The organism is Nesterenkonia suensis (assembly GCF_054782935.1).
Window position 1 is genome coordinate 1 of the sequence record NZ_BAAGRN010000025.1, and the last position, 26,541, is coordinate 26,541.

At 68.8% G+C, this 26,541-nt stretch carries 25 protein-coding genes and 1 riboswitch; of the genes, 10 read left to right on the forward strand and 15 right to left on the reverse strand.

The features are described from left to right. Positions 1–938 (reverse strand): peptidoglycan DD-metalloendopeptidase family protein (locus ACYVKI_RS13615; RefSeq protein WP_460690904.1); only part of this gene is annotated, 938 nt, incomplete at its 3' end. A gap of 767 nt (positions 939–1,705) precedes the next feature. On the opposite strand from ACYVKI_RS13615, the gene ACYVKI_RS13620 reads away from it, so the two are divergent. From ACYVKI_RS13620 to ACYVKI_RS13630, 3 genes are all read left to right on the forward strand, one after another. After that, positions 1,706–2,377, forward strand: coding sequence for a hypothetical protein (locus ACYVKI_RS13620; protein ID WP_460690905.1), 672 nt, complete (start codon positions 1,706–1,708; stop codon positions 2,375–2,377). 240 nt (positions 2,378–2,617) lie between these two features. After that, positions 2,618–2,995, forward strand: coding sequence for an RNA-binding S4 domain-containing protein (locus tag ACYVKI_RS13625; protein WP_460690906.1), 378 nt, complete (start codon positions 2,618–2,620; stop codon positions 2,993–2,995). 131 nt (positions 2,996–3,126) lie between these two features. Next, a complete protein-coding gene (locus ACYVKI_RS13630; protein WP_460690907.1) occupies positions 3,127–3,507 on the forward strand; it encodes a bifunctional 3-phenylpropionate/cinnamic acid dioxygenase ferredoxin subunit in 381 nt (126 codons plus the stop codon). A 300-nt stretch (positions 3,508–3,807) separates the two neighbouring features. Here the strand turns inward: ACYVKI_RS13630 and ACYVKI_RS13635 are convergent, their stop codons facing one another. From ACYVKI_RS13635 to ACYVKI_RS13645, 3 genes are read right to left on the reverse strand one after another with little or no spacing between them, the layout of a single operon-like run. Then, entirely contained in the window at positions 3,808–4,623 is an 816-nt protein-coding gene (locus ACYVKI_RS13635) for a hypothetical protein (protein WP_460690908.1), read from the reverse strand. Beyond that, positions 4,620–5,507 (reverse strand): ABC transporter ATP-binding protein, encoded by an 888-nt coding sequence (locus ACYVKI_RS13640; RefSeq protein WP_460690909.1) that lies wholly within the window; start codon positions 5,505–5,507, stop codon positions 4,620–4,622. Before ACYVKI_RS13640 ends, ACYVKI_RS13635 begins: the two co-directional genes overlap by 4 nt. Further along, a complete protein-coding gene (locus ACYVKI_RS13645) occupies positions 5,504–5,893 on the reverse strand; it encodes a GntR family transcriptional regulator (RefSeq protein WP_460690910.1) in 390 nt (129 codons plus the stop codon). The genes ACYVKI_RS13640 and ACYVKI_RS13645 overlap by 4 nt, the downstream gene beginning before the upstream one ends. A 197-nt stretch (positions 5,894–6,090) precedes the next feature. Between ACYVKI_RS13645 and ACYVKI_RS13650 the strand changes: the two genes are divergently transcribed. Then, entirely contained in the window at positions 6,091–6,921 is an 831-nt protein-coding gene (locus ACYVKI_RS13650) for an HAD-IIA family hydrolase (RefSeq protein WP_460690911.1), read from the forward strand. A gap of 121 nt (positions 6,922–7,042) precedes the next feature. Here ACYVKI_RS13650 and ACYVKI_RS13655 read toward each other — a convergent pair whose 3' ends face one another. Together ACYVKI_RS13655 and ACYVKI_RS13660 are read right to left on the reverse strand one after the other, a co-directional pair. Continuing rightward, complete coding sequence (locus ACYVKI_RS13655; protein WP_460690912.1) at positions 7,043–9,667, reverse strand: MMPL family transporter; 2,625 nt, start codon at positions 9,665–9,667, stop codon at positions 7,043–7,045. 302 nt (positions 9,668–9,969) lie between these two features. Beyond that, the gene (locus ACYVKI_RS13660) at positions 9,970–10,581 is read right to left on the reverse strand and encodes a TetR/AcrR family transcriptional regulator (protein WP_460690913.1); all 612 of its coding nucleotides are present in this window, start codon (positions 10,579–10,581) and stop codon (positions 9,970–9,972) included. Positions 10,582–10,619: 38 nt separating this feature from the next. Between ACYVKI_RS13660 and ACYVKI_RS13665 the strand changes: the two genes are divergently transcribed. Together ACYVKI_RS13665 and ACYVKI_RS13670 are read left to right on the forward strand one after the other, a co-directional pair. Further along, a complete protein-coding gene (locus tag ACYVKI_RS13665; protein WP_460690914.1) occupies positions 10,620–10,865 on the forward strand; it encodes a hypothetical protein in 246 nt (81 codons plus the stop codon). Positions 10,866–10,874: 9 nt separating this feature from the next. Continuing rightward, positions 10,875–12,578: an anthranilate synthase component I family protein gene (locus tag ACYVKI_RS13670; RefSeq protein ID WP_460690915.1), complete on the forward strand. Its 1,704-nt coding sequence runs from the start codon at positions 10,875–10,877 to the stop codon at positions 12,576–12,578. Between the two features lie 60 nt (positions 12,579–12,638). Here the strand turns inward: ACYVKI_RS13670 and ACYVKI_RS13675 are convergent, their stop codons facing one another. Then, positions 12,639–13,523: a hypothetical protein gene (locus tag ACYVKI_RS13675; protein ID WP_460690916.1), complete on the reverse strand. Its 885-nt coding sequence runs from the start codon at positions 13,521–13,523 to the stop codon at positions 12,639–12,641. Positions 13,524–13,649: 126 nt separating this feature from the next. Continuing rightward, a complete protein-coding gene (cls, locus tag ACYVKI_RS13680) occupies positions 13,650–15,143 on the reverse strand; it encodes a cardiolipin synthase (RefSeq protein WP_460690917.1) in 1,494 nt (497 codons plus the stop codon). Between the two features lie 115 nt (positions 15,144–15,258). Here cls and ACYVKI_RS13685 point away from each other — a divergent pair, with 115 nt between their 5' ends. Then, the gene (locus tag ACYVKI_RS13685; RefSeq protein ID WP_460690918.1) at positions 15,259–16,212 is read left to right on the forward strand and encodes an aminodeoxychorismate lyase; all 954 of its coding nucleotides are present in this window, start codon (positions 15,259–15,261) and stop codon (positions 16,210–16,212) included. Here the strand turns inward: ACYVKI_RS13685 and ACYVKI_RS13690 are convergent. From ACYVKI_RS13690 to ACYVKI_RS13700, 3 genes are all read right to left on the reverse strand, one after another. Further along, positions 16,193–17,563, reverse strand: a complete 1,371-nt coding sequence (locus ACYVKI_RS13690) for an LLM class flavin-dependent oxidoreductase (RefSeq protein WP_460690919.1) — start codon at positions 17,561–17,563, stop codon at positions 16,193–16,195. The two genes, ACYVKI_RS13685 and ACYVKI_RS13690, sit on opposite strands and share 20 nt — an antisense overlap. 2 nt (positions 17,564–17,565) lie before the next feature. After that, positions 17,566–18,399 carry a 3-oxoacyl-ACP reductase gene (locus ACYVKI_RS13695; RefSeq protein ID WP_460690920.1) on the reverse strand — a complete coding sequence of 278 codons (834 nt, stop codon included), beginning with the start codon at positions 18,397–18,399 and terminating at the stop codon, positions 17,566–17,568. Between the two features lie 91 nt (positions 18,400–18,490). Then, positions 18,491–18,586, reverse strand: a riboswitch (TPP riboswitch). Between the two features lie 76 nt (positions 18,587–18,662). Then, positions 18,663–19,865 carry a histidine kinase gene (locus tag ACYVKI_RS13700; RefSeq protein WP_460690921.1) on the reverse strand — a complete coding sequence of 401 codons (1,203 nt, stop codon included), beginning with the start codon at positions 19,863–19,865 and terminating at the stop codon, positions 18,663–18,665. A 24-nt stretch (positions 19,866–19,889) separates the two neighbouring features. Between ACYVKI_RS13700 and ACYVKI_RS13705 the strand changes: the two genes are divergently transcribed. The 3 genes from ACYVKI_RS13705 to ACYVKI_RS13715 all read left to right on the forward strand — a co-directional run bounded on the left by ACYVKI_RS13705 (position 19,890) and on the right by ACYVKI_RS13715 (position 22,395). Then, the gene (locus ACYVKI_RS13705) at positions 19,890–20,558 is read left to right on the forward strand and encodes a response regulator transcription factor (RefSeq protein WP_460690922.1); all 669 of its coding nucleotides are present in this window, start codon (positions 19,890–19,892) and stop codon (positions 20,556–20,558) included. Between the two features lie 111 nt (positions 20,559–20,669). Continuing rightward, positions 20,670–21,728: a hypothetical protein gene (locus ACYVKI_RS13710; protein ID WP_460690923.1), complete on the forward strand. Its 1,059-nt coding sequence runs from the start codon at positions 20,670–20,672 to the stop codon at positions 21,726–21,728. Positions 21,729–21,744: 16 nt separating this feature from the next. Next, positions 21,745–22,395 (forward strand): hypothetical protein, encoded by a 651-nt coding sequence (locus ACYVKI_RS13715; protein ID WP_460690924.1) that lies wholly within the window; start codon positions 21,745–21,747, stop codon positions 22,393–22,395. Positions 22,396–22,549: 154 nt separating this feature from the next. Here ACYVKI_RS13715 and ACYVKI_RS13720 read toward each other — a convergent pair whose 3' ends face one another. From ACYVKI_RS13720 to ACYVKI_RS13735, 4 genes are all read right to left on the reverse strand, one after another. Further along, entirely contained in the window at positions 22,550–23,371 is an 822-nt protein-coding gene (locus ACYVKI_RS13720; protein WP_460690925.1) for a carbon-nitrogen hydrolase family protein, read from the reverse strand. A gap of 38 nt (positions 23,372–23,409) precedes the next feature. Further along, the gene (locus ACYVKI_RS13725) at positions 23,410–23,631 is read right to left on the reverse strand and encodes a mycothiol transferase (RefSeq protein WP_460690926.1); all 222 of its coding nucleotides are present in this window, start codon (positions 23,629–23,631) and stop codon (positions 23,410–23,412) included. Next, a complete protein-coding gene (locus ACYVKI_RS13730; protein ID WP_460690927.1) occupies positions 23,615–23,770 on the reverse strand; it encodes a hypothetical protein in 156 nt (51 codons plus the stop codon). Before ACYVKI_RS13730 ends, ACYVKI_RS13725 begins: the two co-directional genes overlap by 17 nt. A gap of 103 nt (positions 23,771–23,873) precedes the next feature. Next, positions 23,874–26,540: an ATP-binding cassette domain-containing protein gene (locus tag ACYVKI_RS13735; RefSeq protein WP_460690928.1), complete on the reverse strand. Its 2,667-nt coding sequence runs from the start codon at positions 26,538–26,540 to the stop codon at positions 23,874–23,876. Position 26,541 lies beyond the last annotated feature (1 nt).

The window sequence follows — 26,541 nt, forward strand, 5'->3', positions numbered from 1 at the left end:
TGAGCACCACGATTCAGCACCGTCACCACCGAGGCACGCATCGACGCATCCGCACGAGCATTCAACCCCGTCGTGGTCCGATACGTCCCCGCCACAGACGAGCCAGACGACCCAGAATCCGACCCAGTGGTGGAGCCGCTGTCCCCGGCTGACACGTTCGGCTGCGTGGGAGTGATGTGCGGGTGGGCGACCCAACCGCTGCGCCCGTTGACCTGTACGCGCACCATGCCGTTGCTCATGTCCCCAGGCACGGAGGTCATCTCGGTTCCGCGGGGAAGCTGGGCGATCATCTGCGCCCCGGAGCTCGCCGCAGCACGCAGCTGCGTGTCCTGCGCCGTGTAGTACGTGCAGGAACTCGGGGTCGTCAGGTTCAGCACACGCTGGGCGTTCCCCCGCAGGTCAACGCCGCGCTGAGCCAACCACGTGGTGGGATTGTGCGAGGTCCCGGTGAGCCAGGCGCCCTCCCAGATCTCCAAGTGGAGGTGGGGCGCCGTGGACGGGCCGGAGTTTCCGACGAGCGCGATGGTCTGGCCGGCGTTGACAGTCTGCCCGACCCGCACATGGGTGTTGGCATTCCACATGTGGTAGTAGGCGCTGTGGAACGTCTTGCCGTCGATCTGGTGCTGAAGCACCACGTAGCCGGAGTTGTAGCGGTTGCCGCTGAAGGTGCGCACCACCGTGCCCTGAGCCACGGCATAGATGGGACTCCCCTCCGACGCCCCGAGATCCTGTCCCAGGTGATTCGTGGAACCGCCCTGGATGGGGATGCACCGAGGCCCGTACTCCGAGGAGTACCGGTAGGAGCCGGATGCCAGCGGCATGCGGAAGTCAGTGGCGCTGCGGTTGGTGGTGAGGTCGACGCCGTCGAGCGCGCCGACCATCCCGGTGGCTGGCAGCGCAGCGCCGCCCCCGGGCACCGAAGGACTCAGAGGGGCCATCGGAGCGGCTGTCGCCACTCCGGTATGGAGGGGCAGTGTCAGGCCGACGGCAAGAGTGCCGACAATGGCCGTCGATATCTTCTTCGGCACAGCTTTTTCCTCACTAGACGTTCACGCAGAACCGTCCCCTTGAAGCTGTGAAGGCACCACGATCGCACTGCCGCCTCGCTCACGGAACTCCGCCCGGTGATGGGAGCACCGGGCGCCGTGGGCACGACGCATCAGCACGCCGTCCTTCGAAGTGAAGAGCCTTCGCTTCGCGGGCTGACATGCGACCTGGGGAAGTGACAGGCCCGAAAAGAACACGATGGGAAACGTCTCAGGCGGGCCCGCCGGAAGTCGGCACCACTGTACCCCGGCATACACGGCAGAAGGCAAGAGCTGATCAGGAAAGCTTCGACCCCAACTTCAACCATTCTGTGATGGCACTGTGGCCCAACAGTGACCTCACTCGGGGCCTCAGCGGGAACAGGGGATCGAGACGGGGCACTCACCGCCGACCACGCGTGGCTCTTGCGCGGCCCCTCTCCCGGCTCGCGGCGAAGACAACACTCTGGGAAGGGGCAGTTCTTCGTCGGGCAGACGAGAAGGGCAGCACGACGAATCGAGTGCCACTACCGCAGGACAATCGTCAGTGTCGTCGCACTGCCCTCTCGGTGATCCACTATTCCATTCTCCGAGCCACGGAGAGGAACCGGACAGCGGCCTCAGGTGACATCGTAATGAGAACGTGACCCACAACCGGCGGAGCGTGCCAGACTGATCACATGGACTTCGAGATTCTCCCCCGGAAGAGGCGCACAGCAGCAGCTGTCCTGCTGGCGGCCCCGTTGCTGCTGGCAGGCTGCGTGGCCGACGACCCGAACTCGGAGGAGACCGCAGACACCGCTCCCTCGCCCCAGGAGTCCGAGCCTGAGGACGCCGACGACGCCACCGGTGGTTCCGATGATGAGGCGGAGGAGGCGGCCGACCCTGAGGAGCAGGAGGAGGAGTCCGGAGCAGACGACGCCGAGGAAGAGATCGTCCGGGACGGCCTCCCCGACCCGGATACCGAGCTCGAGGCTGAACGTACCGAGGAGCTGGGCGCCTTCTTCTCCGAGGAGGAGGCGTGTATGACGGTGGGATCCACGGTAGACGGCCTGCGAGCCGACATGGAGGAAGGCCTGGAATCCCCGGAGGATGCCGACGGCGCCTACGCGGCGGTGGAGCAGACATACCTGTTGGTGCCGGAGGACCTGCGCGGCCCGCTGGAGACCATCGCCGGGTATCTGGAAGCGGATCACGGTGCCATCGACGCCCCCGCCGTGCTGGCCGAGCTGGAGCCCCTGGAGGACTGGATGCTGGAGACCTGCGACGGCCAGTATCACCAGCAGGACCTCCCCGAAGACCAGGGTGACGCCGACTCCGACCCCGAGACCGATCAGGAGACCGAGGGGTGACGGGCTGGCCTCTCAGAGATTCAGGAGATTCCCAGGAAACACCCATTGAGCGTTCAAGGTGGATTCGTATCGTAGGGAACACCTCTTCAAGGTGCGAGTGATTCGGCAGGCTCCGTGTCGGGCAGCAGCGTCCCCTCTACGCTCCCGACACGGGGCCTGCTTCTCTCTGCGGTCCTCTCCGATCCCGCCACCTGCGCCCAGGACGCTCGCTCACCGAGCTCGGCACCGTAGACTGGCCCCATGCCTGAGAACGCTCCGACATCTCCGGTCCGCGTGGACGCGTGGCTCTGGTCGGTGCGCATCTTCAAGACCCGCTCGGCGGCCACCACAGCCTGCCGGGCCGGTCATGTGAAGATCGACGGCGATCCGGTCAAGGCTTCACTGAAGATCTCCCCCGGAACCGTGGTGCGCGTCCGACGCCCTGGCCACGAGCTGGTCCTGGAGGTCGTGCACACCCCGTCAAAGCGCGTCGGCGCCCCTGTTGCCCAGAAGGCCTACCGCGACCACTCCGAGGAGCGCGTCCGCCCCCGCGACGTGGGCCTGCCCGTCCGCCCGCGCGGAGCCGGCCGCCCCACCAAACGAGAGCGCCGCCAGCTCGAACGACTACGCGGCCACTGAGCCGGCGTCGAGCGCTCCCCTGGGCGTACCTCGTCATCTGTGACCAGCCGGCCCCTGAGAGAATGGCCCTGCACATCACTGAGGTGGCGACCCGCCGGTCGCGACCCGCACCCTTCCGAAAGGCAGTTCTGATGACCCAGCCCCCCGACGTCGACCACACACGCTTCCCCCTGGACCTCGGTCCCGTCGACTCCCTCGAGGAGGGCGAAGTGATGCGGGTGGCCGCTGAGGACTCCGGTTGCGAGGCCGACATCGCCGTGGTGCACGCCGAGGACGGCGGTTTCTACGCCCTGGACGACGAATGCAGTCACGAGCAGGTCTCACTCTCCGACGGATTCGTGGAGGACGACACCCTGGAGTGCCCGATGCACGCGTCGGCCTTCTGCCTCCGCACCGGAGTCCCGGAGACCCCGCCGGCGATGACCCCGGTGAAGACCCACCTGGTCACCGTGGAGAACGGTCACATCATGCTTCACCCGGGCACTCCACGCCCCGAGGCGGAGCAGTCCTGACAGCCTGCGGACGAAATCCTGTGGGTGACGTCACTCCGCCGCCGTCACCCCTCGGCCTATCCAGCTGACCTGGGACGATCACACCGTCGAGGTGATCAGCACCCTCAGCTCACCAGCTGCTCACCGATTTTCAGGATACTCCCAGGAAATATCAGGGAAACCATCAAAGTAGGTCCCTAGAGTAACTATCACCTCATCAAGGTGCGAGTGATTCGAGAACCCCGAGCTGACCGCTCATATGCGTCCCCCTCACGCTGGTCAGCTCGGGGTTCTCTCACACCCGGAACCTCCGGCCCGCCGTCACGGCGTCGCGCGACGGATCATCGCGTAGCTGCCGGCCGCCAGCGCGACGATCGGCAGGACCAGCCATGCCGTCCAGCTCAGCGCGGTCTGCTGGCCCACCCACTGCCACACAGTGCCCCACGCCTCAGCCTGGGTGACCAGCATCGCCCCCACGGCAAGCACCGCCGCCAGGCCGACGAGGAGGATCCACAGTACGGTCACGCTGAACCGCTTGTAGAACATCACCGAGGCGAAGCCGAGCAGCATCAGCACCAAGGCGACCGAGGTGGCCAGCAGGGAGCCCACCCAGACGCTGTCTCCGACCAGGTAGGGCAGGGCGAAGTTGTAGAGATGGGCGCCATACCCGTCGGTCATCAGCTCGAGGGCGGCAGCCAGGCCGAAGGCGAGACCGAAGCCGACTGAGACGGCTAGGAAGGCCAGGAAGGTCCCGACGACGTAGACGCGCCGGCTGTAGCTCAGCGCCAGCGAGAACGGGAAGGTGTGCGTCCCGGAGTACGCCGCCATGAACAGCAGACACCACAGGGCGGCCTGCGCAGCCCCGGTGTAGATCGGCTCCTGCGCCGCAATGCGCTCCTCGGCGAGCGCGTCGACCCAGAACCCGATCCCCACGGCGATCACCCAGGAGGCCAGGAGCACCAGCGCGGGCACCCAGATGAGCGTCGGGACGATGAACTGCAGGCGGAAGGCCGCCGGGATCCGGGCGTAGCTGGAGCGCGACGTCGACACCTCCTCACGCGCGTCAGCGATGGGGGTTCGACCCCTGTCGCCACTCGCCTCCGCCTGCATCCTCTGCCCCGTGATCTCCAGACTCATCGCACGACCTCCTTCTGCTCCCGTTCGGTGAGCCGGACGACCAGCTGCTGCAGCGAGACCGGCACGACGTCGAGGTCCAGTTCGTCGAGCCGACGTCGCTCGCCACCGTCGAGCGCTCCCAGCACCGTGGTGCGGGCCATGCGCCCCATGGTCTCCTCGTACAGGATCTCTCGACTGGCGGCGATCTCCGCGACGGCCTCGGAGCGACCGACCAGCGTCACCGCCCGATCACGGAGGTCCTCGACCGGTTCGTCGAGGATGACCCTCCCCTGGTCGATGAGCACCACGTTCTCGATCAGATGGGCGATCTCGTCGATGAGATGGGAGGAGAGCACGATCGTGCGGGGATGCTGAGCGTAGTCCTCGAGCAGCCGGTCATAGAAGAGCTGGCGCGCCACGGCGTCGAGACCCATATACGGCTCGTCGAAGAAGGTCACCTCGGCCCGGCTGGCCAGCCCGATGATGACGCCGACCGCGGAGCGCTGCCCACGGGACATCTTCTTGATCCGCGTCTTCTCCGGAACCCTGAAGTCCTGGACCAGGCGGTCGCAGAGCTCCTGGTCCCAGTGCGGGAAGGACATCGCCGCCGCACGGAAGGCATGCTGAGCCCGGGCGTCGTCGAAGTACTGCTGCTCCTCGCGGACGAAGCAGATGCGCGGCAGGATCTGCTCGTTCTCATGAGGGACCTGACCGAAGACTCGGACCTCTCCGGCGGTGGGCCAGTCCTGCGCGGTGATCAGTGACATCAGGGTGGTCTTGCCGGCGCCGTTGCGGCCCAGCAGTCCGTGGATCGTGTCTCGGGCGAAGGTGACGGACACCTGATCCAGCGCCGTCGTGCTCCTGTAGCGTCTCGTGACCCCGCGGACTTCGATGGCGGTGCTCATGGACGCCTCCTCTCCTGTGTGGATGCCGATCGGCGATCCGCGCGACTGCGGATCATCTCGATGACGGCCTCAGTGGTCAGCCCGACGGCGCGGGCCTCGGTGAGCATCGGGGTGAGGTAGTGATCGGCGAACTGCTGGCGCCGCTCGGCTCGCAGCACCTCGAAGGCGCCCTCGGCGACGAACATGCCCAGCCCCCGGCGCTTGACGAGGATGCCCCGGTCCACCAGCAGGTTGATCCCCTTGGCGGCGGTCGCCGGGTTGATGCGATGGAACGCCGCGAGCTCGTTCGTCGACGGCGCGCGCTCACCTTCGGCGAGAGTGCCGTCGAGGACAGATGCCTCGATCTGCTCGGCGATCTGCACAAAGAGCGCGCGACCTTCTTCCACTGCCTCACCTTCCTTCGGGAGCGCACTCAGCCTAGTCGAGTTCACTACCTCTGTGGTTTATTACTTCACCAATGAACCATGATGGCTCGTGTCTCGTCAAGGGCGCCCGCCCCGTCCCACCCGGCGAATCGGCCCCCACCACCGGGAACGTGAGCCACGTCCTGGGCAGGGGGTCGGGGACTGCATAGGATGAGGCCATGAACGGTGACTCTGTGGAATGCTGGCTGACCGATATGGACGGCGTGCTCGTCCGTGAGCACGAGGCCCTCCCGGGGGCGGCCGAGCTGCTGGAGCAGTGGCGCCGCCAGGACCTCCCCTACCTGGTGCTGACCAACAACTCGATCTTCACCGCACGCGATCTCAGCGCCCGCCTGCGCCACTCCGGACTGGTGGTCCCCGAGGATCGGATCTGGACCTCCGCGCTGGCCACGTCCACATTCCTCGCCAACCAGATCTCCCCGGAGTCGAACGCCCAGGGCAGCTGCTATGTGGTCGGCGAGGCGGGCCTGACCACCGCCCTGCATGAGGCCGGGTTCATCATGACCGAGACCAATCCGGACTATGTGGTCGTCGGCGAGACACGGAACTACTCCTTCGAGGCGATCACCAAGGCGGTCCGGCTGATCAACGACGGCGCCCGGTTCATCGTCACCAACCCGGACGCCACCGGCCCCAGCTCAGAGGGCGTGCTGCCGGCCACCGGTGCGATCGCCTCCCTGATCACCAAGGCCACCGGGCGCGACCCCTACGTGGTCGGCAAGCCCAACCCGATGATGTTCCGCTCCGCCCTGAACCACCTGGGCGCCCACTCCATGCAGACAGCCATGATCGGTGACCGCATGGACACCGACATCGTCGCCGGCATGGAGGCCGGCATGCACACGATCCTGGTGCTCTCCGGGCTCTCCAGCCGGGCAGACGTCGCGGACTTCCCCTTCCGGCCGAACCGGATCATCGACGGAGTCTTCGAACTGCTGGACGAGCCCCTGTCCGGCGACGACGACGTCGACGTCCGCGGCTCCGCCTGAGCGGCCCCTGGTCACGACATCCAGTGGCCGAGAATCCCGTCATCTGACCTGTCGACACGGCGTGTCACCGGGGCGATGAGGTGATTCTCGGCCAGTCGCTGCGTGGGGGCGGGGCAGGGCCTCAGCGCCCGGCGTCGGCGGTCTCCTGGACCCGCGAGGAGTCCCGCTCCGCACCGTCGGCGGAACCGGCCGCGCCGCTCCACTCCTCGACCTCCAGCACCTGACGCTCCAAGGCGGAGCCCTCGACGTCGACATCGGGCAGGATCCGATCCAGCCACCTCGGCAGCCACCAGGCAGCAGGGCCGGCCAGGTGCAACAGGGCCGGCACCAGCACCAGCCGGACCACGAAGGCATCAAGCAGCACGCCCAGCGCCAGGGCGAGACCGATCGAGGTGACCATGGGGTCATCGGTGAAGATGAACCCGGCGAACACCGAGCCCATGATGAGCGCGGCGGCAGTGACCACCGAGCGACCGGCATGGAGTCCCTTGCGCACCGCCAGCCGGGCGGAGTCCCCGTGGGCGTAGGCCTCGCGCATTCCGGAGCCGGTGAAGAGCTGATAGTCCATAGCCAGCCCGAACAGGATCCCGACCATGATGATCGGCAGGAACGTCAGGATCGGCCCGGGCTCACTGATGCCGAACAGCTCCCCCAGCCAGCCCCATTGGAACACCGCGACGACGCCTCCGAGTCCGGCCGCGAAGGAGCCGACGAAGCCCAGCGTGGCCACCACCGGCAGCAGGATGGAGCGGAAGACCATGATCATCAGCAGCAGGGAGAGCCCCACGACGACCACCAGGTACAGCGGCAGGGCGTCGGCGATGGCCTCGGAGATGTCGATGTTGGCCGCCGTCATGCCGGCCACCGAGAGCTCCACGCCCTCGACGGCCTCCCCGCTCAGCGCCGCGGTGCCGCGCAGGTCGTGGACCAGCTGCTCCACGGACTCGGAGGCCGGCCCCTCCTCGGGGATGAGTTGGAGCACGGCGACGTCGTGATCCTCGTTGAGCGCCGCGGGGACCACGGCGGCGACATCGTCGCGGGCGTCGAGTGCCTGGGCGACCTCGATCTGCAGGTCCTGGGCCTCGGCCTCTCCGAGCCCGCCAGGGAGGTCGGCCACCAGCAGCAGCGGCCCGTTCTGGCCTGCGCCGAACGCCTCCTCGGTGGCCTGGTAGGCCTGATAGGAGGAGGAGTCAGCCGGCTCCGAACTGGCGTCCGGCAGGCCGAGACGCAGAGAGAACGTGGGGATGGCCAGCACCGAGAGTCCGATGATCGCCAGTCCGGCGAGCCCCAGGGCGCGTGGAGTCTTCATCGGCTCGGTGATGCGACGGGACCGACGCAGCCCGATGTAGCGGCGCTCCCGCCGGGCGAGGATGCGCCGGCCGGTCAGCGACAAGGTCGCCGGGGTCATGGTGACGGCCATGAGCACGGCGATGAACACGCAGGCCGCGGCGATGGAGCCCATCAGCCCCAGGAACCCGATGCCGGTGACGTTGAGCGCCAGCAGCGCGATGATCACCGTCGCCCCGGCGAAGACGACGGCGTTGCCGGCGGTGCCGTTGGCCAGCGCGATGGAGTCGCGCAGCGCCATGCCGTCCTTCATCTGGGTGCGGTGACGGTGGAGGATGAACAGGGCGTAGTCGATGCCGACGGCGAGCCCGAGCATGAGCCCGAGGATGGGAGTCACGCTCATCATGTCCACAATGCCGGACAGGGACATGGCCCCGGCCACTCCGATCCCGACGCCGACGAGGGCGTTGAGCAGCGGCAGTCCGGCTCCGATGAGGGTGCCGAGCATGACCAGCAGCACGACGGCGGCGATCATCAGCCCGATCGCCTCGGCCGTGCTGAACAGGTGGGGCATCTCGAAGGTCAACTCGCTGGAGGGCAGGATCTCGACGCCGTCGATCTGCGCCTCGGCCAGCGTATCCGAGACCAGCGTGAGGCTGTCGGCGCCGACCGCCTGCAGCTCCTCCGGAAAGGTGACGGTCAGGATGGCGACGTCGTCGTCCGCTGAGACGGTCTGTACGGCTTCGGTGAGCTCGAGCATCTGCTCGCCGCGCTCCAGTTCGGCCTCCCCGTCGGCGAGCTCGGCCTCCCCGTCGGCGAGCTCTTCGCGGGCGTCGTCCAGCTCGGCGCGGCTGTCGTCGAGCTCGGCCCGCTGAGCGTCAAGCTGGGCCTGCTGGGCGTCGAGCTCCCCTTGGACGGCCTCGTAGTAGCCGCTCTCCTGGGCCTCGGCGACGGCGACGTCCAGCTGCTCCTGGGCGTCGTCGAGCTGAGCCTGGCCGGCCTCAAGCTGCTCCTCGCCCGCCTCCAGCTCCTCCTGACCGGCGTCGAGCTCCTCCCGGCCGGCATCGAGCTCCTCCCGGGCGTCCTGGAGCTCGGCCTCACCGTCGGCGCGCTCGGCGGCGGCCACGAAAGGATCGGTGACGCTGTCCACCGGCTCGAGCGCCTCTAGCTCCTCGCTGAGCGCGGCGACCTCGTCGATCTGCCCGTCGGTGAAGGGTTCGCCGTCTACGGTCTGCAGCACGGCGGTCGCGCTGCCGCCGCCGACGTCGGGGATCTCCTCGGCGAGCCGGTCGGCCACCCGCGTGGTCTCCAGATCGGGCAGCGTGATCTGATCGGTCAGCTGCCCTCCGAAGGACAGGAAGGACGTCACGGCGATCGCCAGCACGGCGAACCAGGCGGCGATCACCGTCCTCGCTCGGCGGGCGGCGAAGTATCCGAGGCGGTGGAGGAGTCTGGCCATGGGCGGGGTTCCGTCTCCGTCGAGGGTGGTTGGCAGGACAGACGCGATGACGCGCTTCAGTTCCACGAGGAGTGAGAAGCGTCCCAGACGGCAGGCCTGGCGCGCCATTCCCAGCATAAACAGGACGCGGCGTCTCAGAAATTCCTCGCAGTGACATCAGGCCCTGCTGTGGGGAATCTCACAGCAGGGCGTCAGCGATGGTGCGCCTGATCAGCCGAGAGCGCCAGTGCCTGCCCAGAGGACTGTTCAGCGCGGGCTCTTCAGCGCCGACTCTTCAGCGCCGACTCTTCAGCGCGGGCTCTTCAGCGCAGGCGGGCGCCGTCGAGGACCGTGTCGACCAGGGCGTGCGCCCATCCCGTGTCCGGACGACCACTGGTGATCAGACGCAGCACCAGCGGCCCGGCGATGGCCGCGGCCGCCGCACTGGCGTCGAGCGTCATGCTCACCCGCCCCGCCTGCTGCTCCCGGCGCAGCCGATCCGCCACCGGGGAGTCCTCCCAGATGCGGGTGACCGCCTGCAGACCCTCCGCCGGCGCTCCTCCGGTGATCAGTGCCGAGATCAGACTGCGCGCCATGGACCGATGGCCCTCGGTGAAGGCCTCCTCGAGGGTCTGATCCACCCAGCGGCGCAGGTCGGAGCGCAGGTCGCCGGTGTCCGAAACCTCCGCGAAGTCGAGCTGCAGGTGTCCGGCCAGCACCGACTCCAGAACCACGGCGGCCTTATGCGGCCACCAGCGGTAGATCGTCTGCTTGCCCACCCCTGCCTCAGCAGCGATGCCTTCGACGGTGAGGTCGTCATATTCGAGGTCTCCGCAGGTCAGCAACCGGGCGGTGGCGGCGAGCACCGCCTGGTGCGCGGCGGCGCTGCGCGGTCGCCCGCGACGGTTCTCCGCAGTGGGGGCTTGCTCTGTCACGCCCGTCATCGTATCGGGTGCCCAGTAGACTGGGGTCCATGCCCGCCGACCCTTCGCGCCGACGCTCCGCCCGGGAGCCCGACCGGACCGTGCAGACCAGCCGCCTGTCCTGGTTCACCCTGATCGCCGGTGGTTGCATCGCCGCGACCGGCGCCTATTTCCTGTGGATCGGGCACAGCGCCACGTGGCTGTCCGTCCTCCAGGTCGGCGTGGGGGTCTGGATGATCGGCGACGGCGGGCACCACCTGCTGCGACGCCGTCGCCTCCTCGGCGGGGACGGCTGAGTCCTCTCCATGGCTGAGCCTCATCGCCTCGCCACCGAGGACCTTCCCCCGGTGCGGTGTCACCGGCTGGCGGCCCACCGACTTCCTGAGGACGCCGCGATCCTGCTCTTCGAGCGCCTGTCTGCCACCATGCCCACGGCTCCGGCGGCCTTGCTGGACTCCAGCGACCACGCCCGCACCACGGCCCCGGCGCGCAGCCGACGCAGCATCCTGGCCTTCTCCGCCGGACCACATGCTCTGGAGGTCCATCACCGCGACGGCATGACGGTGGAGCACCACCCGGACCATCCCGAGGTGCCGCGGCATCGCCTGCCCGGAGGATTCTTCGCCTGGCTGCGCGAGGCCTGGCCCCACACAGGGTCGCCTCCGGCCGACGAGACCCCGCACGACGACGTCCATCACCCGGGGCCCTTCCAGCTCGGGTGGGTCGGATGGCTCGGCTACGAGCTGCGCCGTGAGGTCGGCTCCCCGGACCATGGGCCGACCAAGACCGAGGCCGACCACCGCGGCGCCCCCGCCTCGACCGGAGCGGCCGGCTCGCCCGAGCACGATGACGCCCACCTCTTCCGTGCCACCCACGCAGTGGTGATCGACCATCTCAGCGACCATGTGGAGATCCAGTCCCTGGGTGAGGATCCGGCGTGGCAGGGGCTGGTCGGCCGGGCTCTGCAGGAGTGCACCGCGGGCCGTCCCGCAGACTCCGCCCCTACTGACGCCCCAGCCACCGATTCCCGCACCGATTCCCCCGCCGCCTCCCGCGCCGACGCCCCTCCGCCCCTCCAGGGCCTGCAGGTCCGGGACGGCCGGCAGGCGCATCTGGCCGCCATCGCCGAGGCGCAGCGGGAGATCTACGAGGGGAACACCTATGAGGTCTGCCTGACCACCGCGGTCACCGGCCGTGCGGCGGTCTCCGCCGTGGACCCGGTCGCCCTGTTCCGCCGGCTGCGGGCCGCCAACCGTGCTCCCTTCACCCAGCTGCTCCGCCTGGGCCCCATCGGCCGGGGCCCGACCCCGGCGGAAGACCGCGGACACGACGGGGCAGGTCCTCGGCGAGGCGTCGACATCGTCTCCACCTCCCCGGAGCGCTACCTGAGCATCGACGTCGCCGGCACCGTCCGCTCGGAGCCCATCAAGGGCACCAGGCCGCGCGGCGGCGACCCACGGACTGACCGAGCGCTGCGAGAGGATCTGGCCGCACACCCGAAGGACCGGGCGGAGAACGTGATGATCACCGACCTGGTGCGCAATGACCTCTCCATCCACGCAGTGCCCGGCACGCTGCGCACCGAACGACTGTGCGCAGTGGAGACCTATCCGACAGTCCACCAGATGGTCTCCACGGTCAGCGCCCGGATCAGCCCCGAGGTGCCGCGGGCCGACGTCGTCGCCGCCGCCTTCCCGCCGGGCTCCATGACGGGGGCGCCGAAGATCTCCACCATGGACATCCTCCATCGGCTGGAGACGGGACCGCGCGGCCCCTACTCCGGAGTGGCCGGGTACTTCAGCAGCACCGGAGCCGCGGACCTGTCCGTGCTGATCCGGACGCTGGTGATCTCCGCGCAGGGCGACGACGTCGCCGGCCTCCACCTGGGACTGGGCGGGGCGATCGTGGCCGACTCCGACCCGGAGGCCGAATGGGAGGAAGTGGTCACCAAGTCTGCGGGGGTGCTCGGTGCGCTGGGGGCGGAGTTCCCACACCCTGAACAGCCCTGACCGAGGAAGCTGACCGTGGGCCCCGGCCACGCCAGCTCCTCCACAGCCGAGTCAGTCCAGTCAGCCGAGGTCGAGGTCGAGTCGCTCGTCGATCTTCCTCGACTGTGCCTCGACGACCTCTTCGAAGGTGGCCGCGTCAATGTTGACCGCGCTGATCATCATGAGGTTGCTGCCGAGGTCACGGGTGGCGGAGAAACCCTCCATCTCGACGGAGTCGTCCTCGGCGCCCACTCCCATCTCCATGGTGAGCCCGCGGAAACCGCCTGCGGCGAAGGCCTCGAAATCGATGACGTCCGCGCCGTCCTCCAGTCGATGCCCCGCACAGGCGTCCAGCACGTCATCCCAGATCTGGGCGCTGTCGACCGGCTCCTGGTAGCTGAGCATCCACAGGTAGAGGCGCTCCTGGCCGCCCTCCACGTCACGGACCACCTGCCGGATCACCCCGTCCTGGGGTGCCTCACCGACCAGTCGCTCGTTGACGGAGTCCATCTGCCGGGCACATTCGTCCTCGCCGAAGGCGCGCACATAGGTGTCGCCGACGACCCCGATGTGCTCCTGGAAGTAGTCGGCCCCGGCCTCCTCCACGAGGGAGTCCGGGGCGAGCGGGAGCTCCTCCTCATCGAGCAGCAGTGCGGCGATCTCCTCCTCCTCCAGCGGCGGGACCGCGGAGGGGTCCCTTCCGGCGGAGGCGTCGCCCGCAGCGGTGGACTCTCCGGTGTCAGCGTCCTGCGCGTTCTCAGGGGCGACGCCGCCCTGGCCCGTCTCCCCAGGGTCGCCGGAGTCATCGGAGGAGACGGCGGCGAGGGTGTCCCGAGCGCCGGAATCCTCGGCAGACCCCGCTCCACAGCCGGTGAGCGCGAGCAGGCCGACCAGCGCACCGGCAGGCAGCGGTGATCGCCGGACGCCGGGGGTGACCCCGGACCGGACCGTGCGATCTCGGCTCATCGCCCCTCCATGGGTGGCCTCGTCGGATGGCATGTCGATGATCAGCGCAGGTGAGGCACTGGGCCAACTCACCGGGGCGCAGACAACCTCCGACAGTACCTCATCCGGCCAGAGACCGCGATGGCCTCATTGCAGCGCGGCGGTGAGCCGGAAGACGTTGTCCAGATAGCGCACATGCCAGGGACGCTGCCGCCACTGCTCCAGATGCAGCTCCGAGGAGATCGCCATGTAGTCGGCGAAGACCTCCTCCACCTCTCGGACCTTCTGCTCATCGACCACCATCAGAGTGACCTCCAGATTCAGCGAGAAGGATCGCATATCCATGTTGGAGGAGCCGATGACGATCACGTCGTCGTCGATGATCATGAACTTCGCATGGAGCACGTCCGGGTCCGGGTAGCGGAAGATCCGCACCCCGGCGGCGAGCAGCGCCTCGTAGTAGGACTGCTGGGCATGCTGGACAGTGAACTGGTCGGCCTTCTTGGAGACCAGCAGGATGACCTCCACATTGCGGTGGGCGGCATTGGTGACCGCATAGAGCAGAGAATCGTCGGGCACCAGGTACGGGGTGCAGATGACCAGACGCTCGGTGGCCTGGTAGATGAGATCGTTGAACAGCCGCAGGTTGTTCTCGTCCGGAAAGCCCGGCCCGGACGGCACCACCTGGGCCAGCGCGCCTCCCGCGGCCGCCTCGTCGGCCTCGGTGTCCACCAGCAGCTGCTCCCCCAGGTTCTCTCCGGTCTCGGCGTACCAGTCGGAGGCGAAGACGATGTCCAGGCCGGTGACCGCAGGGCCGGTGAGCACCGCGTTCAGCTCCACCCAACGGCGTCCCATCCGCGCCGCCGAGGGCCGCTGGTAGTGGGGCTCGATGAGGTTGGTGGAGCCGGTCAGTGCCTTCACCCCATCCACGACGACGATCTTGCGGTGATTGCGCAGATCCAGTCGGGAGAACCGGCGACGCAGCGGCCGGACCGGCAGCACCCGGTGCCATTCGATGCTGGAGCGCTTGAGCCGGCGTTTCAGCCGGGGGTAGCCCCGCACGCGCATGGTGCCGAGGTGGTCGTAGAGGAACCGCACCTGGACCCCTCGGCCGGCGGCCCGCTCCATGGCGTCCAGGACGGGACCGGCGTACCCGGGGTCGTCGCCGACGATGTAGAACAGCACGTGGACGTAGTCCTCCGCCTCGTCGATGGCGTCGACCATCCACTCGAAGGAGGCCCTGTAGTCGGAGATCAGCTCGATGCTGTTGCCCTCCTGGATGGGGAAGGCGCCGAGCTTGCGGTTCAGGGCCGCCGTGGCGCCGAGCTGCTCGTCCTTGTCCCGCAGCTGGTCAGAGAGGTCCATATGGCTGGTGGCCTCCAGCAGCGACTCGTTGATGCTGCGCTGACGCTCCTGCCGGCGGGCGGAGAGCTTGTTGCGGCCGATCAGCAGGAACAGCGGCAGGGCGATGATGGGGATGAAGAAGATCGCCAGCAGCCAGGCCATCGCCGTGTTGGGCCGCCGATTGTCCGGGATGATGCCCAGCACGGCCAGGCGCACGCCGACTTCGAGCACGAGGATGATCAGCAGGATCCACTCGGGGAGTCCCTCGATCCCCAGCCCGCTCAGTGGCCACAGCATCGTCCGCTCCGCCTGTCCGTCGTCGTCGCTCCGCCCTGATCAGGGCCGCATACGCCTCACCATCCTACGGTGTCAGGTGTTTCCCCGGCCCGGTGCGCGGCCTATGCTGAGGGGCATGGCTGAGCACTTCCACGAGGACTCCGTCGCCGCCGTCGCCGTGCGGATCGACGTCGAGCACCCTGACGGTCTGATCTTCGACCCGCACCAGCCGCAGCTGCGGGTCACCGATCTCGGTGCCGTACGCGGCGATGGCGTCTTCGAGACCATGTACGCGATCCAGGGACGGGTGCGCAAGATCGACGCCCACCTGGAACGACTGGCCCGCTCCGCGGCCATCCTGGACATCGGCATCCCGCCGGCGAAGAGCTGGCAGGCCGCCGTCGAGCTCGGCTTCGACGAGTACCGCACCCGCGGCTCGCTGCCGGAGGAGCTGACCATCAAACTGGTGGCCACCCGCGGCGTGGAGGGCGAACCCGCCTCCGACGACCCCGCCTTCGCCGGCACCTACTGGGCCCTGCTGAGCCCGGTGACCGAGGCGATGCGCGCCACCCGAGGCCAGCCCGTGACGGCCACCCTGCTGGACCGCGGCTACGACTCCACCGCCGCCGAGCGCGCCCCCTGGCTGCTGCTGGGAGCCAAATCGCTCAGCTACGCCGTGAACATGGCATCGCTGCGCTGGGCGAAGGAACACGGGTTCGACGACGTCATCTACACCACCTCCGACGGCCAGGTGCTCGAAGGACCGACCTCCACAGTGCTGATCGTCACGCACGGCCAGGATGGCGCCCGGCGGCTCATCACGCCGGTGCTGGAGACCGGCATCCTGCCCGGCACCACCCAAGGGGCGATCTTCGCCGCCGCCGAGAAGGCCGGGTGGAGCCTCGGCTACGGGCCGCTGATCCCGCAGGACCTGCTCGACGCCGACCACGTCTTCCTGGCCTCCTCAGTGCGGCTGGTCTCCCCGGTGGCCCGCCTCGACGACGCTGAGCTGGCTGTCGACGACGAGCTGACCGCGGAGCTGATCGACCTGCTGGCCGAGGACCTGCCGGTCAGCCACCCGCTGAACTGAACGCCGCCGCCGGTGCGGGTGCTCTCCGCTCCGGCACGGCCAGCCCCAGGTGGTCCCGCAGCGTGGTGCCGGTGTAGTCGGTGCGGAACCGTCCGCGGCGCTGCAGCTCCGGGACCACGTGGTCCACGAAGTCCTCGAGGCTGCCCGGCATGGCCGGCGGCATGAGGTTGAAGCCGTCCGCCGCCCCGTAGTCCACCCAACGTTCGATCTCGTCGGCGATCGACTCCGGCGTGCCCACCATGGTGCAGTGCCCTCCCCCGGCGGCCAGCCGGCCCAGCAGCTGCCGGACGGTGGGCCGCTCGGTGGCGATGATCCGCAGGATCGTGGCATACCGGCCCTGCGGCCCGGTGAACTCCTCCAGCGGGGGCAGCTCCGGGACGGGCGCGTCGAGCTCCCAGTCCGAGGTGTCCTGGCCGATGAACACGCTGAGCTGGCGCAGCGAGGCCTCCGTGGGCAGCAACGCGTCCAGTGCGGCCTGCTTGGCGCGTGCCTCGGCCATGGTGGAGCCCACATAGGTGACCAGCCCAGGCATGATCGCCGTGCCGTGGGGGTCGCGCCCTGCGGCGGCGAGCCGGCGTCGGACATCGGTGCTGTACTCCCGCGCGGCCTCGACGTCATAGGCGACCGCGTAGATCGCCTCCGCGTAGCGGGAGGCCAGGTCTCGGCCCTGCTCGGAGGCCCCGGCCTGGAAGAGCACCGGCCGACCCTGCGGCGGGCGCGGGACGTTCAGCGGCCCGGCCACCTGGAAGTGCTCGCCCTGATGGTCGATGGGGGCGATGAGGCCGCCGTCGGAGTAGCGTCCGTCCCGATCGTGGAGCAGGGACTCCCGCGGCCAGGAGTCCCAGAGCCGGGTGACGGCATCGATGAACTCCTCGGCCCGGGTGTAGCGCTGCGCGTGCGCCGGCATGGCTGGGTAGGAGTGGTTCTGCGCCTCGGCGTCGAACATGGAGGTCACCACGTTCCAACCGATGCGCCCACCGCTGATGTGGTCCAGGCTGGCCAGCAGCCGGGCCGCGTGGAACGGGGTCCAGAAGGTCGAGGACACGGTGCTGACCAGCCCGATCCGCTCGGTGTGCTGACTCATCGCCGACAGCAGCGTCAACGGCTCCAAGAACCAGGTGGGCCCGTCCTCGACGGCGCCGATGCCCAGCGAGTGGCCGTCGGCGAAGAACACGGCATCCAGCGTCCCGCGCTCGGCGAGGCGCGCCAGCTCGATGTAGTAGTCGACGTCGCCGAGCCGTTCCACCGCAGAGTCCGGCGCGCGCCAGGCGGCCTTGTGGTGCCCGACGCCGAAGAGGAACAGGTTCAGCTTGACCTGCGGTGCTTCGGTGGTGATCTGTCGCGCTCCCATGCTCAGCCCTTCACCAGCCCGCCGTCGACGATCAGATTCTGCCCCGTCACCCCGCGCGACCACGGGGAGGCGAAGAACAGGGCGGCGTCGGCCAGCTGCTCCGGGGTGGTCACTTTGCGCAGCGGGGTGCCGGCGGCGATGGCGTCGAAGACCTCCTCCGGGGTGGCGGCGGAGGCGTCGGTGGTGCGCAGCAACCCGCCGGAGACCATGTTGACGGTGATGCCGTCCGGTCCGAGGTCGTCGGCGAAGGTGCGCGTCAGCGAGAGCAGCGCCGCCTTGGCCGCGGTGTAGTCGTGGTACGGCACCACCGGGTGCTGGAAGAGGTTGGTGCCGATGGTGATGACCCGCCCCTGGCCGGCCTCGCGCATCCCGGGCAGGGCGGCCTGGATGACGTTCAGCGGGCCGGTCACCGAACCGGCGAACTGCGCCTCGAACTCCTCGGCGGTGATCGCATCGGCCTGAGGGCGGGCGTCGCCGGTGAAGGCGAAGTCCACCAGGGCGTTGTTCACCACGGTGGTCACCGGGCGACCGAAGTGCTCGGCGGCGGTGCTGATCAGCTGCCGGACCTGGTCGGCGTCGCGGATGTCGGCGCCGACGGCGAGCGCCTGCTCCGGGTGGGCGGCGGCGATCGCTGAAGCCGCGGCCTGCGAGGAGTGGTAGTTGACCACGACCCGGGCACCTTCGCGGAGGAAGGCTGCGGTGAGGGCCGCGCCCAGGCCGCGGGCGCCGCCGGTGACGACGACGACCTGCTCGGCCAGCGGCAGGGCGCCCTCGTGGGCCTCGGCCCTGGATTCCCGGGTGGGTGCGGCGTCGTGGAGTGCGGTGTCGGTGCTCATGCGTGCCTCTCGTCTCGAGGCGAAGGCAGCCCGCAGGCGATGCGCGAAGCACCCCGGTGATCCCACCAGGTGCGCCGCCGTGCGACGCGTGGCCGCGTATGCCGGACAATCCCTTCGCCAGTGCTAACTGGATCAGGTTCGACGGGTGTCATCTCAGCCGCAGAGTGCGGCACCCCGTGTCACGGTCACCATCTCAGCACATGGCGGGCGTCACAGCCAGTCGGTGAGGGACGGATGACCGCGGATCCCTGTCCGTGACGCCTTCATCCGACCGCTCCAGACGCAGGAATTCCGACCTGGCACTCGCGGCGCATCCCGTGAGCTTCCAGACACCACCGTCCGGCATCGTCAGGTCCGGCGCGCAACGTTCCTCCAAGTCTTCTCACTCGCCAATCCATGCTGCTCATGCCGACCCCGCGGCCGTTGCCCACTCCAGCGGATTCGCCGTCCGCCCCAGCACGGTTCGCCACCGTCAGATCCAGGGTCTCGCCGACCTCGAGCGTGATCCAACAATCGGGCTCGCCTGCATGAGAGGGAGCACCATGCCGCAGCACGTTGGTGACGGCCTCCTGAATCAGGCAACCGAGGTCGTGCTGGAGGACGAGCCCCACGTTCGCGGAATCCCCACGCACCAACAGCTGCGGATGATGCCCGCCCTCACGCAGTTCATCCAGGCGCAGCTCGAGGACCTCGTCCAACCCCATCTGGATACCGGCGTACTCATCTCCCGGAATCTCCTGCAGCACCGACACCACCTGATGCAGATCTGAGATCGCCGAGCCCGCGGCCTCCGAAATCGCCCGCAGGGCCGTCTCGTGGCCCTGAGGATTCTGGGCCAGTCCGGCCACTTCGCTGCGCATCCGGATCATCGTCAGCTCATGACCCAACGAGTCGTGGAGTTCATGGGCGAGCGCGCGTCTCTCGGCCTCCCTGGCCGCCTCGAGGGCCGCTTCAACAGCAACAGCACGTTCCTCAGCATCCTGCTGCCGCTCATAGGTCCGCCGGAGCAGACCCCCGACCACATAGGCGCCCCCGATGCACAGTGCCCACCACACCCACATTCCAAGGTCCGACCCACTTGACGCTCGGTCCCACACGGACAGCGTCACCCAGAACAAGGCCAGCACCAGATAGGCGCGCCGGCACCATGGCCGGGCGGAGACAGCCATGATCCCTCCGAAGGCGACCGCCAGGAGCGCCCCCTCCACGGGAGCCCCCATGAATCCGCTCATGGCCGCGCCTCCGAGTGCGACGACGGCACCGGCCTGCGGCGCGATCCACAGCGCGCAGAAACTCAATGCCCAGGCAATGTAGGCAATCAACGTACCCTGTGCCACTGGGGACTCCAGCACGAGGATCTGCAGCACCAGGGAGATGATCAGAGCCGACCCCACGGGAATCGTGACGGCCAGCAGTGCGTACCGTGGGAGCTTCTGCACCATGCTGGGAACTGGGGTTCGCACCATGTGGTCAGGCTATAGGATCGTTCCATGATTCAAGTGCTGGTGGTGGACGATCATCCCGCCATGCGCGACGCACTCAGCATCTACGTGCGATCTGCCTCCGACATGGAGCTGGTCGGCGGCCACGCCACTGGTCGGGCTGCTCTCCACCGCGTCCGGGACGACGCGCCCGACGTCGTCCTACTCGACCTCCACCTCCCGGACCACGACGGCGTCGAGATCACTCGGATCATCGTCGACACCTACCCACGCACGCGGGTGCTGGCACTGTCAGCGTTCACATCCCCAACGACTGTCGCTCATGCGATTCTCGCGGGCGCCACCGGGTACCTCAGCAAGGGCGCGACCGCACGGGAGATAGTGGCTGGCATACGCCGTGTCCACGCCGACAAGCCCATCTTGGACTCCGCTGTTGCCCCCCACCTGCTGGTCAGCCCGACAGCCTCTCCAGACGCTCTTCACCGAGCAGCAACGCAGATCCTCAGCCTGGTCCCAGAGATCCCGCCCCGGGAGCTGGAGACCTTGCAGCACCTCTCCACAGGTCTCAGCAATCATGAGATCGCGCAGGCCATGACGATCAGCGAAGCCGCAGTCAAAGGACATCTGAGCCGGCTGAATCGCAGACTCGACGCTCGAGACCGCGTGCAGCTGCTCATCCGTGCTACGCAGCTGGGTCTCGTCAGACCTCGGATGTAGCCAATGGTCACCAGTATCCGCTCTTCTACCGGGCGACGGTCGCAACTTCGTCGATCCTAGAGTGCAGCCCCTCACCTGGGGTTCTCAACTCATCCGGCCAAGAAGGGACGCATGAAGACTCTCGTATCGCTCGCTTCGATAGGCGCGCTGAGCGCAGGCATGTTCACACCTATGCAGGTGGACAACACGCCCCACACGCCGCCGCCATCGGGCTTCCCAGAGTCAGACAAATCTGGGGCACTGGATGTATGGGACTCACCGACTGGAGAGGCCAGGGTCTCACACACTCCAAATACCGAAAACTCCTCTGTCGAACCTTCTACCCCACAATCTCCTGGGGTGCAGGATGAGACCGAACTGGACGAACTATCCGCAAACGATAGACTCACTTTTACTGTCGTCGATACGGCCGCAGCTGAAGAGATTGGTTCCACGGCAGACACTGAGTTGCATCTCGCGTTGAACGACGGCCTCGGGTCCACTTTCAAGGTGACCAGTCACCCCGCAGGAATGGAGTTCAACTCTGTGGTCAGCGACTCCAACGAACCTACTGCACCTGCTTTGGACCTCGACATCACATCGGAGGCAGAGCTGACCGAGAACCCTGAAGGGCACCTTCTGGAAGCCGACGAAGGAACTGTCGCTGCGTTCACCAGCATCACAGCAAGTGACGCTTCGGGTGAAGAAATCGAGGCCTGGTACACCTGGGAAGACGGGATCCTCTACCAGGAATTCAACCATGATCAGGTCAGCGATTACCCGGTCTCAGTCTCCTCCGGATGGAGCTACTCCTACACGTACTCATACGGCAAGACGAAGTACCAGGCGTCCAGCCTGGTCCGCGGCTGCTTCAATTGCTATTTTCCTATTTCCGGCGCCCCTAGGAACTATCCCAGCAATGGTCAGCTCCTGCCGCTCCGCGTAGCCGTCATCGGAAACTTCGAATGCAGAATGGGAGTGACACAGCTGCCGGATGCGAACCATAGCTTCTTCTTCAACTTCCGAACCACAGCGAACCACCTGTATGGCACGGGCCATACAGTGAACTTCAGTTTCGGAGACCGCAGCGTCTTGACGGTCTACGCATCTACTCCGTCCTGGGCTGCCTGGACTCATCCTGGGGCGAGGTCTCAGTGGTCAACTTTCGCGTCGAACGTGCGAAACGGATAAAGAGGGACATGAAGCCATGGAACAGCCGAGCACACTTTCAATGATCACGTGGCGCAGCGCCGCCTACCCCGCCGCCTTCGTCAGTGCGATCGGTGCTTTGTGGGCACTCGTGAGCCTCCTGACGGAGCTCGGCGTCACCTGGGCGGGCTTCGCGGGGGCGATCGGCTGGGTGCCGGTGCTCATCACCGCTCCGACAGTCGTCGCGGCGGCCGCCGGGGCAGCGTCATCACTATTGCTGACTCCCGCCCTGCGGGCAGCGGCTCCCGGGGTCGCCGCGACTGGTGCGGCACTGATCTCCGCGACGGCGGCCGGACTGCTCGCCTGGTGGCTGATCGGCGAGCGCCTGCTGCCTGCCGCCCACGTCGCAGTCGCACTGGCGGTCTTCGCCGGAGTCGCCCTGGCATGGTCCACCCGTGCAGTGCGGCCTCCACGGCTCGAGGCCGCACTGGCCCGCGCCGTCGTCGTCTCCTTGAAGGTCACGATCATGCTCGCCGCGCTGGCCGCCGTCGTCGGGCTCCTGGCTGGGCCCGCACTGGAGATGACGCGGCTTCAGGCCGCCTGGATGGTGCCCTGGTTGGTGGCGAGCCTGAGCTTTCCGCTGGTGACGGTCGGGGCGGGTGTCTGCACCCTGGCCGCGGGCCGTCGCCACGTGGGATGGGCTTCTTGACCCCCTCCCCCTGATCTCTGTCCCCCTTTCGGGGACGTCACCCCGTGGTGAAGCGCGTCATCCGCCGCCGTCGTCTCTGGAGGGGGGGGGACAGGGATGGTTGCGGACCACCTCAGAGCCGGAAGACAGGGGCCGGAGCACAGGGCAGGAACCCTCAGCCCTGCGAAATCTCCCGGGCGTTGGACAGCACCGGCAGCTTCTCCCGGGCGGCGGCCACGACGTCGGCGTCGAGGTCGGCGACCAGCAGCTCCGGGGCCTCGCCGGCCTCGGCGAGCACCTCCCCGGTGGGCGAGACGATCATCGAGTGCCCCACCCCGGTGGGCGCCCCCTCCACCGCCTCGACCCCGGCCGCTGCGGGCAGGCCCTGACCGCACGCGATCATGTACTGGGTGGAGTCCAGCGCCCGGGCGCGGGCCAGCAGCCGCCACTGGTCCACCTTCCCGGGTCCGGCACCCCAGGACGCCGGCAGGATGGTGGCCAGCGCTCCTGCCCGGGCGTGGGCCGTGAACAGGTTCGGGAAACGGATGTCATAGCAGGTCGCCAGGCCAAGGAGCTCACCGTTGAGGGCGAACCGCGCCGGCTCCTCACCGGGGGCCACGGTCTTCGACTCCTGGAAACCGAACGCGTCATAGAGATGGATCTTGTCGTAGGTGGCCAGCACGCCTTCGCCGTCCACCGCCAGCAGCGTGTTGGTCACCCGCGCCCGACCCTGCTCCCCCGGCTCGGCCGGAGTGAACATGCCGGCGACGATCGCGATCCCGTGACGCAGGGCGATGTCATGCAGCTGAGCGCCCCAGGCGCCGTCCACGGGCTCGGCGACGGAGGTCAGCGTGTGCCCGAAGGCCCGCTGGACGGCCTCGGGGAAGACCACCAGCTCGGCGCCGGCCTCGGCCGCCCGGCCGGCCCACTCGTCCACGAGCTCCAGGTTCTGCCGCGGGTCCTCACCGGTGACGATCTGTGCTGCTGCGATACGCATGACACCAGCCTACGCGTCGATCCGGTGCCGACCCCGCCTCAGAGGACCTCATCGGCGAGACGCTGCAGGTCCTCCCCATGGGTGTGCCAGTCGGGGAGCTCCGCCTCCGGCATGTTGTCGCTGTCTGGCCGCATGCCCACCGCCCCGTCGAGCTGCTCCCACAGGATGTCCGCATGGCCGGCGTGCCGGGCGGTCTCGGCGATGAGACGGACCACCAGCCGCCCCAGGGTGGTGCGGCCGTTCTCACCCCACCAGGGCACCTGGGCAGGCGCGTCCAGGCCCAGGTCGGCGACGGCGTCGTCGGTGCTCCGTCACGCCGTCGAGCTTCCAGACCATCGCCTCGCGCAGCCCCTGCAGGCACCGCAGGAGCATCTCAGCCTCCGCCTCCACATCGCGCATAGAGGAACTGTAAGACGTGGGGCAGCCCCTCGACACCCCTGTCCGGCCGCACTCCGACGCCGCCGACACCCGGCGAGCTGCTGCCCGCCGGTCACCAGGCCGGTCACCAGGCCGGGTTCCAGTGCCCGGTCAGCACGGCGGCGCCCAGGGCGAGCCCTGCCAGCAGCGCACCACCCAGCACCACCGGGATGTCGACGACGCCGAAGCTCGCCGGCCGTGCCCAGGTCCGACCCGGAGCGGCGCCCGATCGACCGGAGGCCCCGGAGTCAGCCCCGAATCCGCGGGACTCCATAGTGACCGCCAGCCGGGTGGCCACCCGGATCGCCTGCACCAGCAGCCCGAAAGCCTGCGAGCAGGTGGCCCGCACCTTCCCCAGGGACCCGCCCTGAGTGCCCACACCACGCGCCCGCCGGGCCAGCCCGATGATGATCCAGTGCTCGGCGAGCAGCCCCAGCAGCCGCATCGCCGCCAACGCACCGAGCACGAACCGTGCCGGCAGCCGCAGCTGTTGGGCCAGGGCGTCGGCCAGATCCGTGGGGTCCGTGGTGGAGAAGATGATCACCGAAGGCAGCACCACCGCCAACGCGCGGGCACCCATGGCGATACCCAGTTCCACCGAGCCCTCGCTGACGGTGGTGAATCCCAGGTCCAGCAGCACCGCCCCGGACTCCTCAGCCGCGATGGCCGTCCCCCAGACGGCGACCACGGAGCCGGTCGCGAACGGCCAGATCCGCCTCAGGAACTGGCCCAGGCGCAGTCCGGCCAGCGGCAGCAGCAGGAAGCTGGCGACGATCACCACCGAGGAGCTCACCCAGTCCATGGTGGAGACCAGAGCGGCCGTCACCATCAGCACCGCCAGCAGCTTCGCCAGGGCGTTGGCCCCGCCGAGCCAGGACTCGGAGCGCACCCCGGTCAGCATCGGCGCCGCGGTGCCGCGCGGGGGAGAGCCCCGATGGTCCACGACACCGTCACCCGGAGCACCACCGGAGGTGTCGTCGCCTTGGACAGCCTGCGCGACACCGGCGGGCTGCCCGGCACCGGCGGACTGGTCGGCACCGGCCCGTCCCAACGCCAGCTGATCCGCCTGCAGCGCCCGCAGGAACGCCTCATCGTGGGTCACCGCGACCACGGTGCCGCCGTCGTCGAGATGCTCGCGCAGCAGCCGGATCAGGGCGGCGAAGGTGTGGGCGTCCTGCCCGAACGTCGGCTCATCCACCATGAGGACCTCCGGCCCGGCGGCGAGCACCGTGCCCACGGAGAGCCGACGCTTCTCCCCACCGGAGAGGGTGAACGGGTTGACCCCCGCCAGCTGCGTCAGACCCAGCCGCTCCAGCAGCCGGTCCACCCGCTGCTCAACCTCCTCCGGGGTGAACAGCGGGACATCCGCGCCGGGCTGCCGCGCCTGCCGGGCACCGAGTGCGAGCTCCTCGCGGACGGTGGGCCGGACGAACTGATGCTCCGGCTCCTGGAACACCATCCCGATGCGGGCAACCAGGTCCGCCGAGCGCCACTGGTGCGGGTCATCGACCAACGCCTCCCCTCGCGGGCCCTTGAGTCGGCCGGTGGCCGTGAGCTCACCAGCGTGGACCGGGATCAGTCCGGCCAGACTCAGCAGCAGGGTGGACTTGCCCGTCCCGTTGCGTCCGACGATTCCCAGCGCCCGCCCGGCAGGCAGGTCGACGTCGACCCCGTGCAGCACCGGCGTCGGGGCAGGACGGCGGGACCGGCGCCGCGGTCTCTCGCGGGAGACCGCGAGCCCTCGTCCCGACAGCAGGGTCCCGAACGCTGGACGCTGAGCATCTGCCTGCTTCCTCTCGGCGACGTCGACGCCTTCGGGGCCGCCCTCGGCCCCCTCAGTCGCCCATGTTCCGTCGGTTCCCCGGGCCGCGGCGCCGGCGTCCGGCAGCAGGTCCGGGACCGGGTCGTGCCCAGGCACCCAGAGCCCCAGCTCCACCAGGTCAGCCCGCAGGTCGGGGTCGTCGTGGATCCGCGCCGCGGGCACCCGGTGGCGGACCCCTCCGGCGGCGTCGAGCACGATCAGGGTGTCGACATGGTCCGCCCAGGTGGACAGCCGATGCTCCACCACCAGCAGCGTGGAGCCGTGCCGCGCAGAGGCCTCGACGACCGCATCGCGCACCCGGACCGTGCCCTCCGGGTCCAGGTTGGCGGTGGGCTCGTCGAGGAGCAGCAGCCCCGGGCGCATGGCGAGGATCCCGGCCAGCGCGAGCCGCTGCTTCTGCCCTCCGGAGAGCCGAGCGGTGGGGTGGTCCAGCAGCGCCTCGGCCTGCTCCGCCGAGCCGGCCAGGCCGGTCTCCACCAGCACCTGACGCGCCCGTTCCCAGATCTGGGCGGCAGGCACCCCGAGGTTCTCCGCGGCGAAGGCGACGTCGTCTCCCATCCGGGAGAGCACCACCTGCGACTCTGGATCCTGCTGCATCAGCCCCATGCGGCCGCGGGCCTGTGCGGGGGCGAGACCGTCGATCAGCAGCTCCCCGGAGGAGACGGCCTCGTCATCATGGAGCACTCCGGCCAGCCCGTGGAGCAGAGTGGACTTTCCCGCGCCGGAGGCGCCCACCAGCAGCACCTTCTCCCCCGGGTCCAGGTGGAGGTCGAGCCCGTCCACGGCCGGGGCCGGCCGGTCGGCGTGCTGGTAGCTCCAGCCGCGGACCTCGACGGCGGCGCCGGCGGGGCGGGCTGCGGGGCGGCCGGGCTGGCTCGCGCCCCGGGGCGAGGCCGCCGTCGGCTGCGCGTCCAGCTGGTGCTGCGCCATC

Excerpts from the sequence above, each read along its gene's own strand:
- ACYVKI_RS13620 (WP_460690905.1), top strand. The coding sequence starts at position 1,706 with ATGGACTTCGAGATTCTCCCCCGGAAGAGGCGCACAGCAGCAGCTGTC.
- ACYVKI_RS13625 (WP_460690906.1), top strand. The coding sequence starts at position 2,618 with ATGCCTGAGAACGCTCCGACATCTCCGGTCCGCGTGGACGCGTGGCTC.
- ACYVKI_RS13630 (WP_460690907.1), top strand. The coding sequence starts at position 3,127 with ATGACCCAGCCCCCCGACGTCGACCACACACGCTTCCCCCTGGACCTC.
- ACYVKI_RS13635 (WP_460690908.1), bottom strand. The coding sequence starts at position 4,623 with ATGAGTCTGGAGATCACGGGGCAGAGGATGCAGGCGGAGGCGAGTGGC.
- ACYVKI_RS13640 (WP_460690909.1), bottom strand. The coding sequence starts at position 5,507 with ATGAGCACCGCCATCGAAGTCCGCGGGGTCACGAGACGCTACAGGAGC.
- ACYVKI_RS13650 (WP_460690911.1), top strand. The coding sequence starts at position 6,091 with ATGAACGGTGACTCTGTGGAATGCTGGCTGACCGATATGGACGGCGTG.
- ACYVKI_RS13655 (WP_460690912.1), bottom strand. The coding sequence starts at position 9,667 with ATGGCCAGACTCCTCCACCGCCTCGGATACTTCGCCGCCCGCCGAGCG.
- ACYVKI_RS13665 (WP_460690914.1), top strand. The coding sequence starts at position 10,620 with ATGCCCGCCGACCCTTCGCGCCGACGCTCCGCCCGGGAGCCCGACCGG.
- ACYVKI_RS13670 (WP_460690915.1), top strand. The coding sequence starts at position 10,875 with ATGGCTGAGCCTCATCGCCTCGCCACCGAGGACCTTCCCCCGGTGCGG.
- ACYVKI_RS13675 (WP_460690916.1), bottom strand. The coding sequence starts at position 13,523 with ATGAGCCGAGATCGCACGGTCCGGTCCGGGGTCACCCCCGGCGTCCGG.
- cls (WP_460690917.1), bottom strand. The coding sequence starts at position 15,143 with ATGCTGTGGCCACTGAGCGGGCTGGGGATCGAGGGACTCCCCGAGTGG.
- ACYVKI_RS13685 (WP_460690918.1), top strand. The coding sequence starts at position 15,259 with ATGGCTGAGCACTTCCACGAGGACTCCGTCGCCGCCGTCGCCGTGCGG.
- ACYVKI_RS13690 (WP_460690919.1), bottom strand. The coding sequence starts at position 17,563 with ATGGGAGCGCGACAGATCACCACCGAAGCACCGCAGGTCAAGCTGAAC.
- ACYVKI_RS13695 (WP_460690920.1), bottom strand. The coding sequence starts at position 18,399 with ATGAGCACCGACACCGCACTCCACGACGCCGCACCCACCCGGGAATCC.
- ACYVKI_RS13700 (WP_460690921.1), bottom strand. The coding sequence starts at position 19,865 with ATGGTGCGAACCCCAGTTCCCAGCATGGTGCAGAAGCTCCCACGGTAC.
- ACYVKI_RS13705 (WP_460690922.1), top strand. The coding sequence starts at position 19,890 with ATGATTCAAGTGCTGGTGGTGGACGATCATCCCGCCATGCGCGACGCA.
- ACYVKI_RS13710 (WP_460690923.1), top strand. The coding sequence starts at position 20,670 with ATGAAGACTCTCGTATCGCTCGCTTCGATAGGCGCGCTGAGCGCAGGC.
- ACYVKI_RS13715 (WP_460690924.1), top strand. The coding sequence starts at position 21,745 with ATGGAACAGCCGAGCACACTTTCAATGATCACGTGGCGCAGCGCCGCC.
- ACYVKI_RS13720 (WP_460690925.1), bottom strand. The coding sequence starts at position 23,371 with ATGCGTATCGCAGCAGCACAGATCGTCACCGGTGAGGACCCGCGGCAG.
- ACYVKI_RS13730 (WP_460690927.1), bottom strand. The coding sequence starts at position 23,770 with ATGCGCGATGTGGAGGCGGAGGCTGAGATGCTCCTGCGGTGCCTGCAG.
- ACYVKI_RS13735 (WP_460690928.1), bottom strand. The coding sequence starts at position 26,540 with ATGGCGCAGCACCAGCTGGACGCGCAGCCGACGGCGGCCTCGCCCCGG.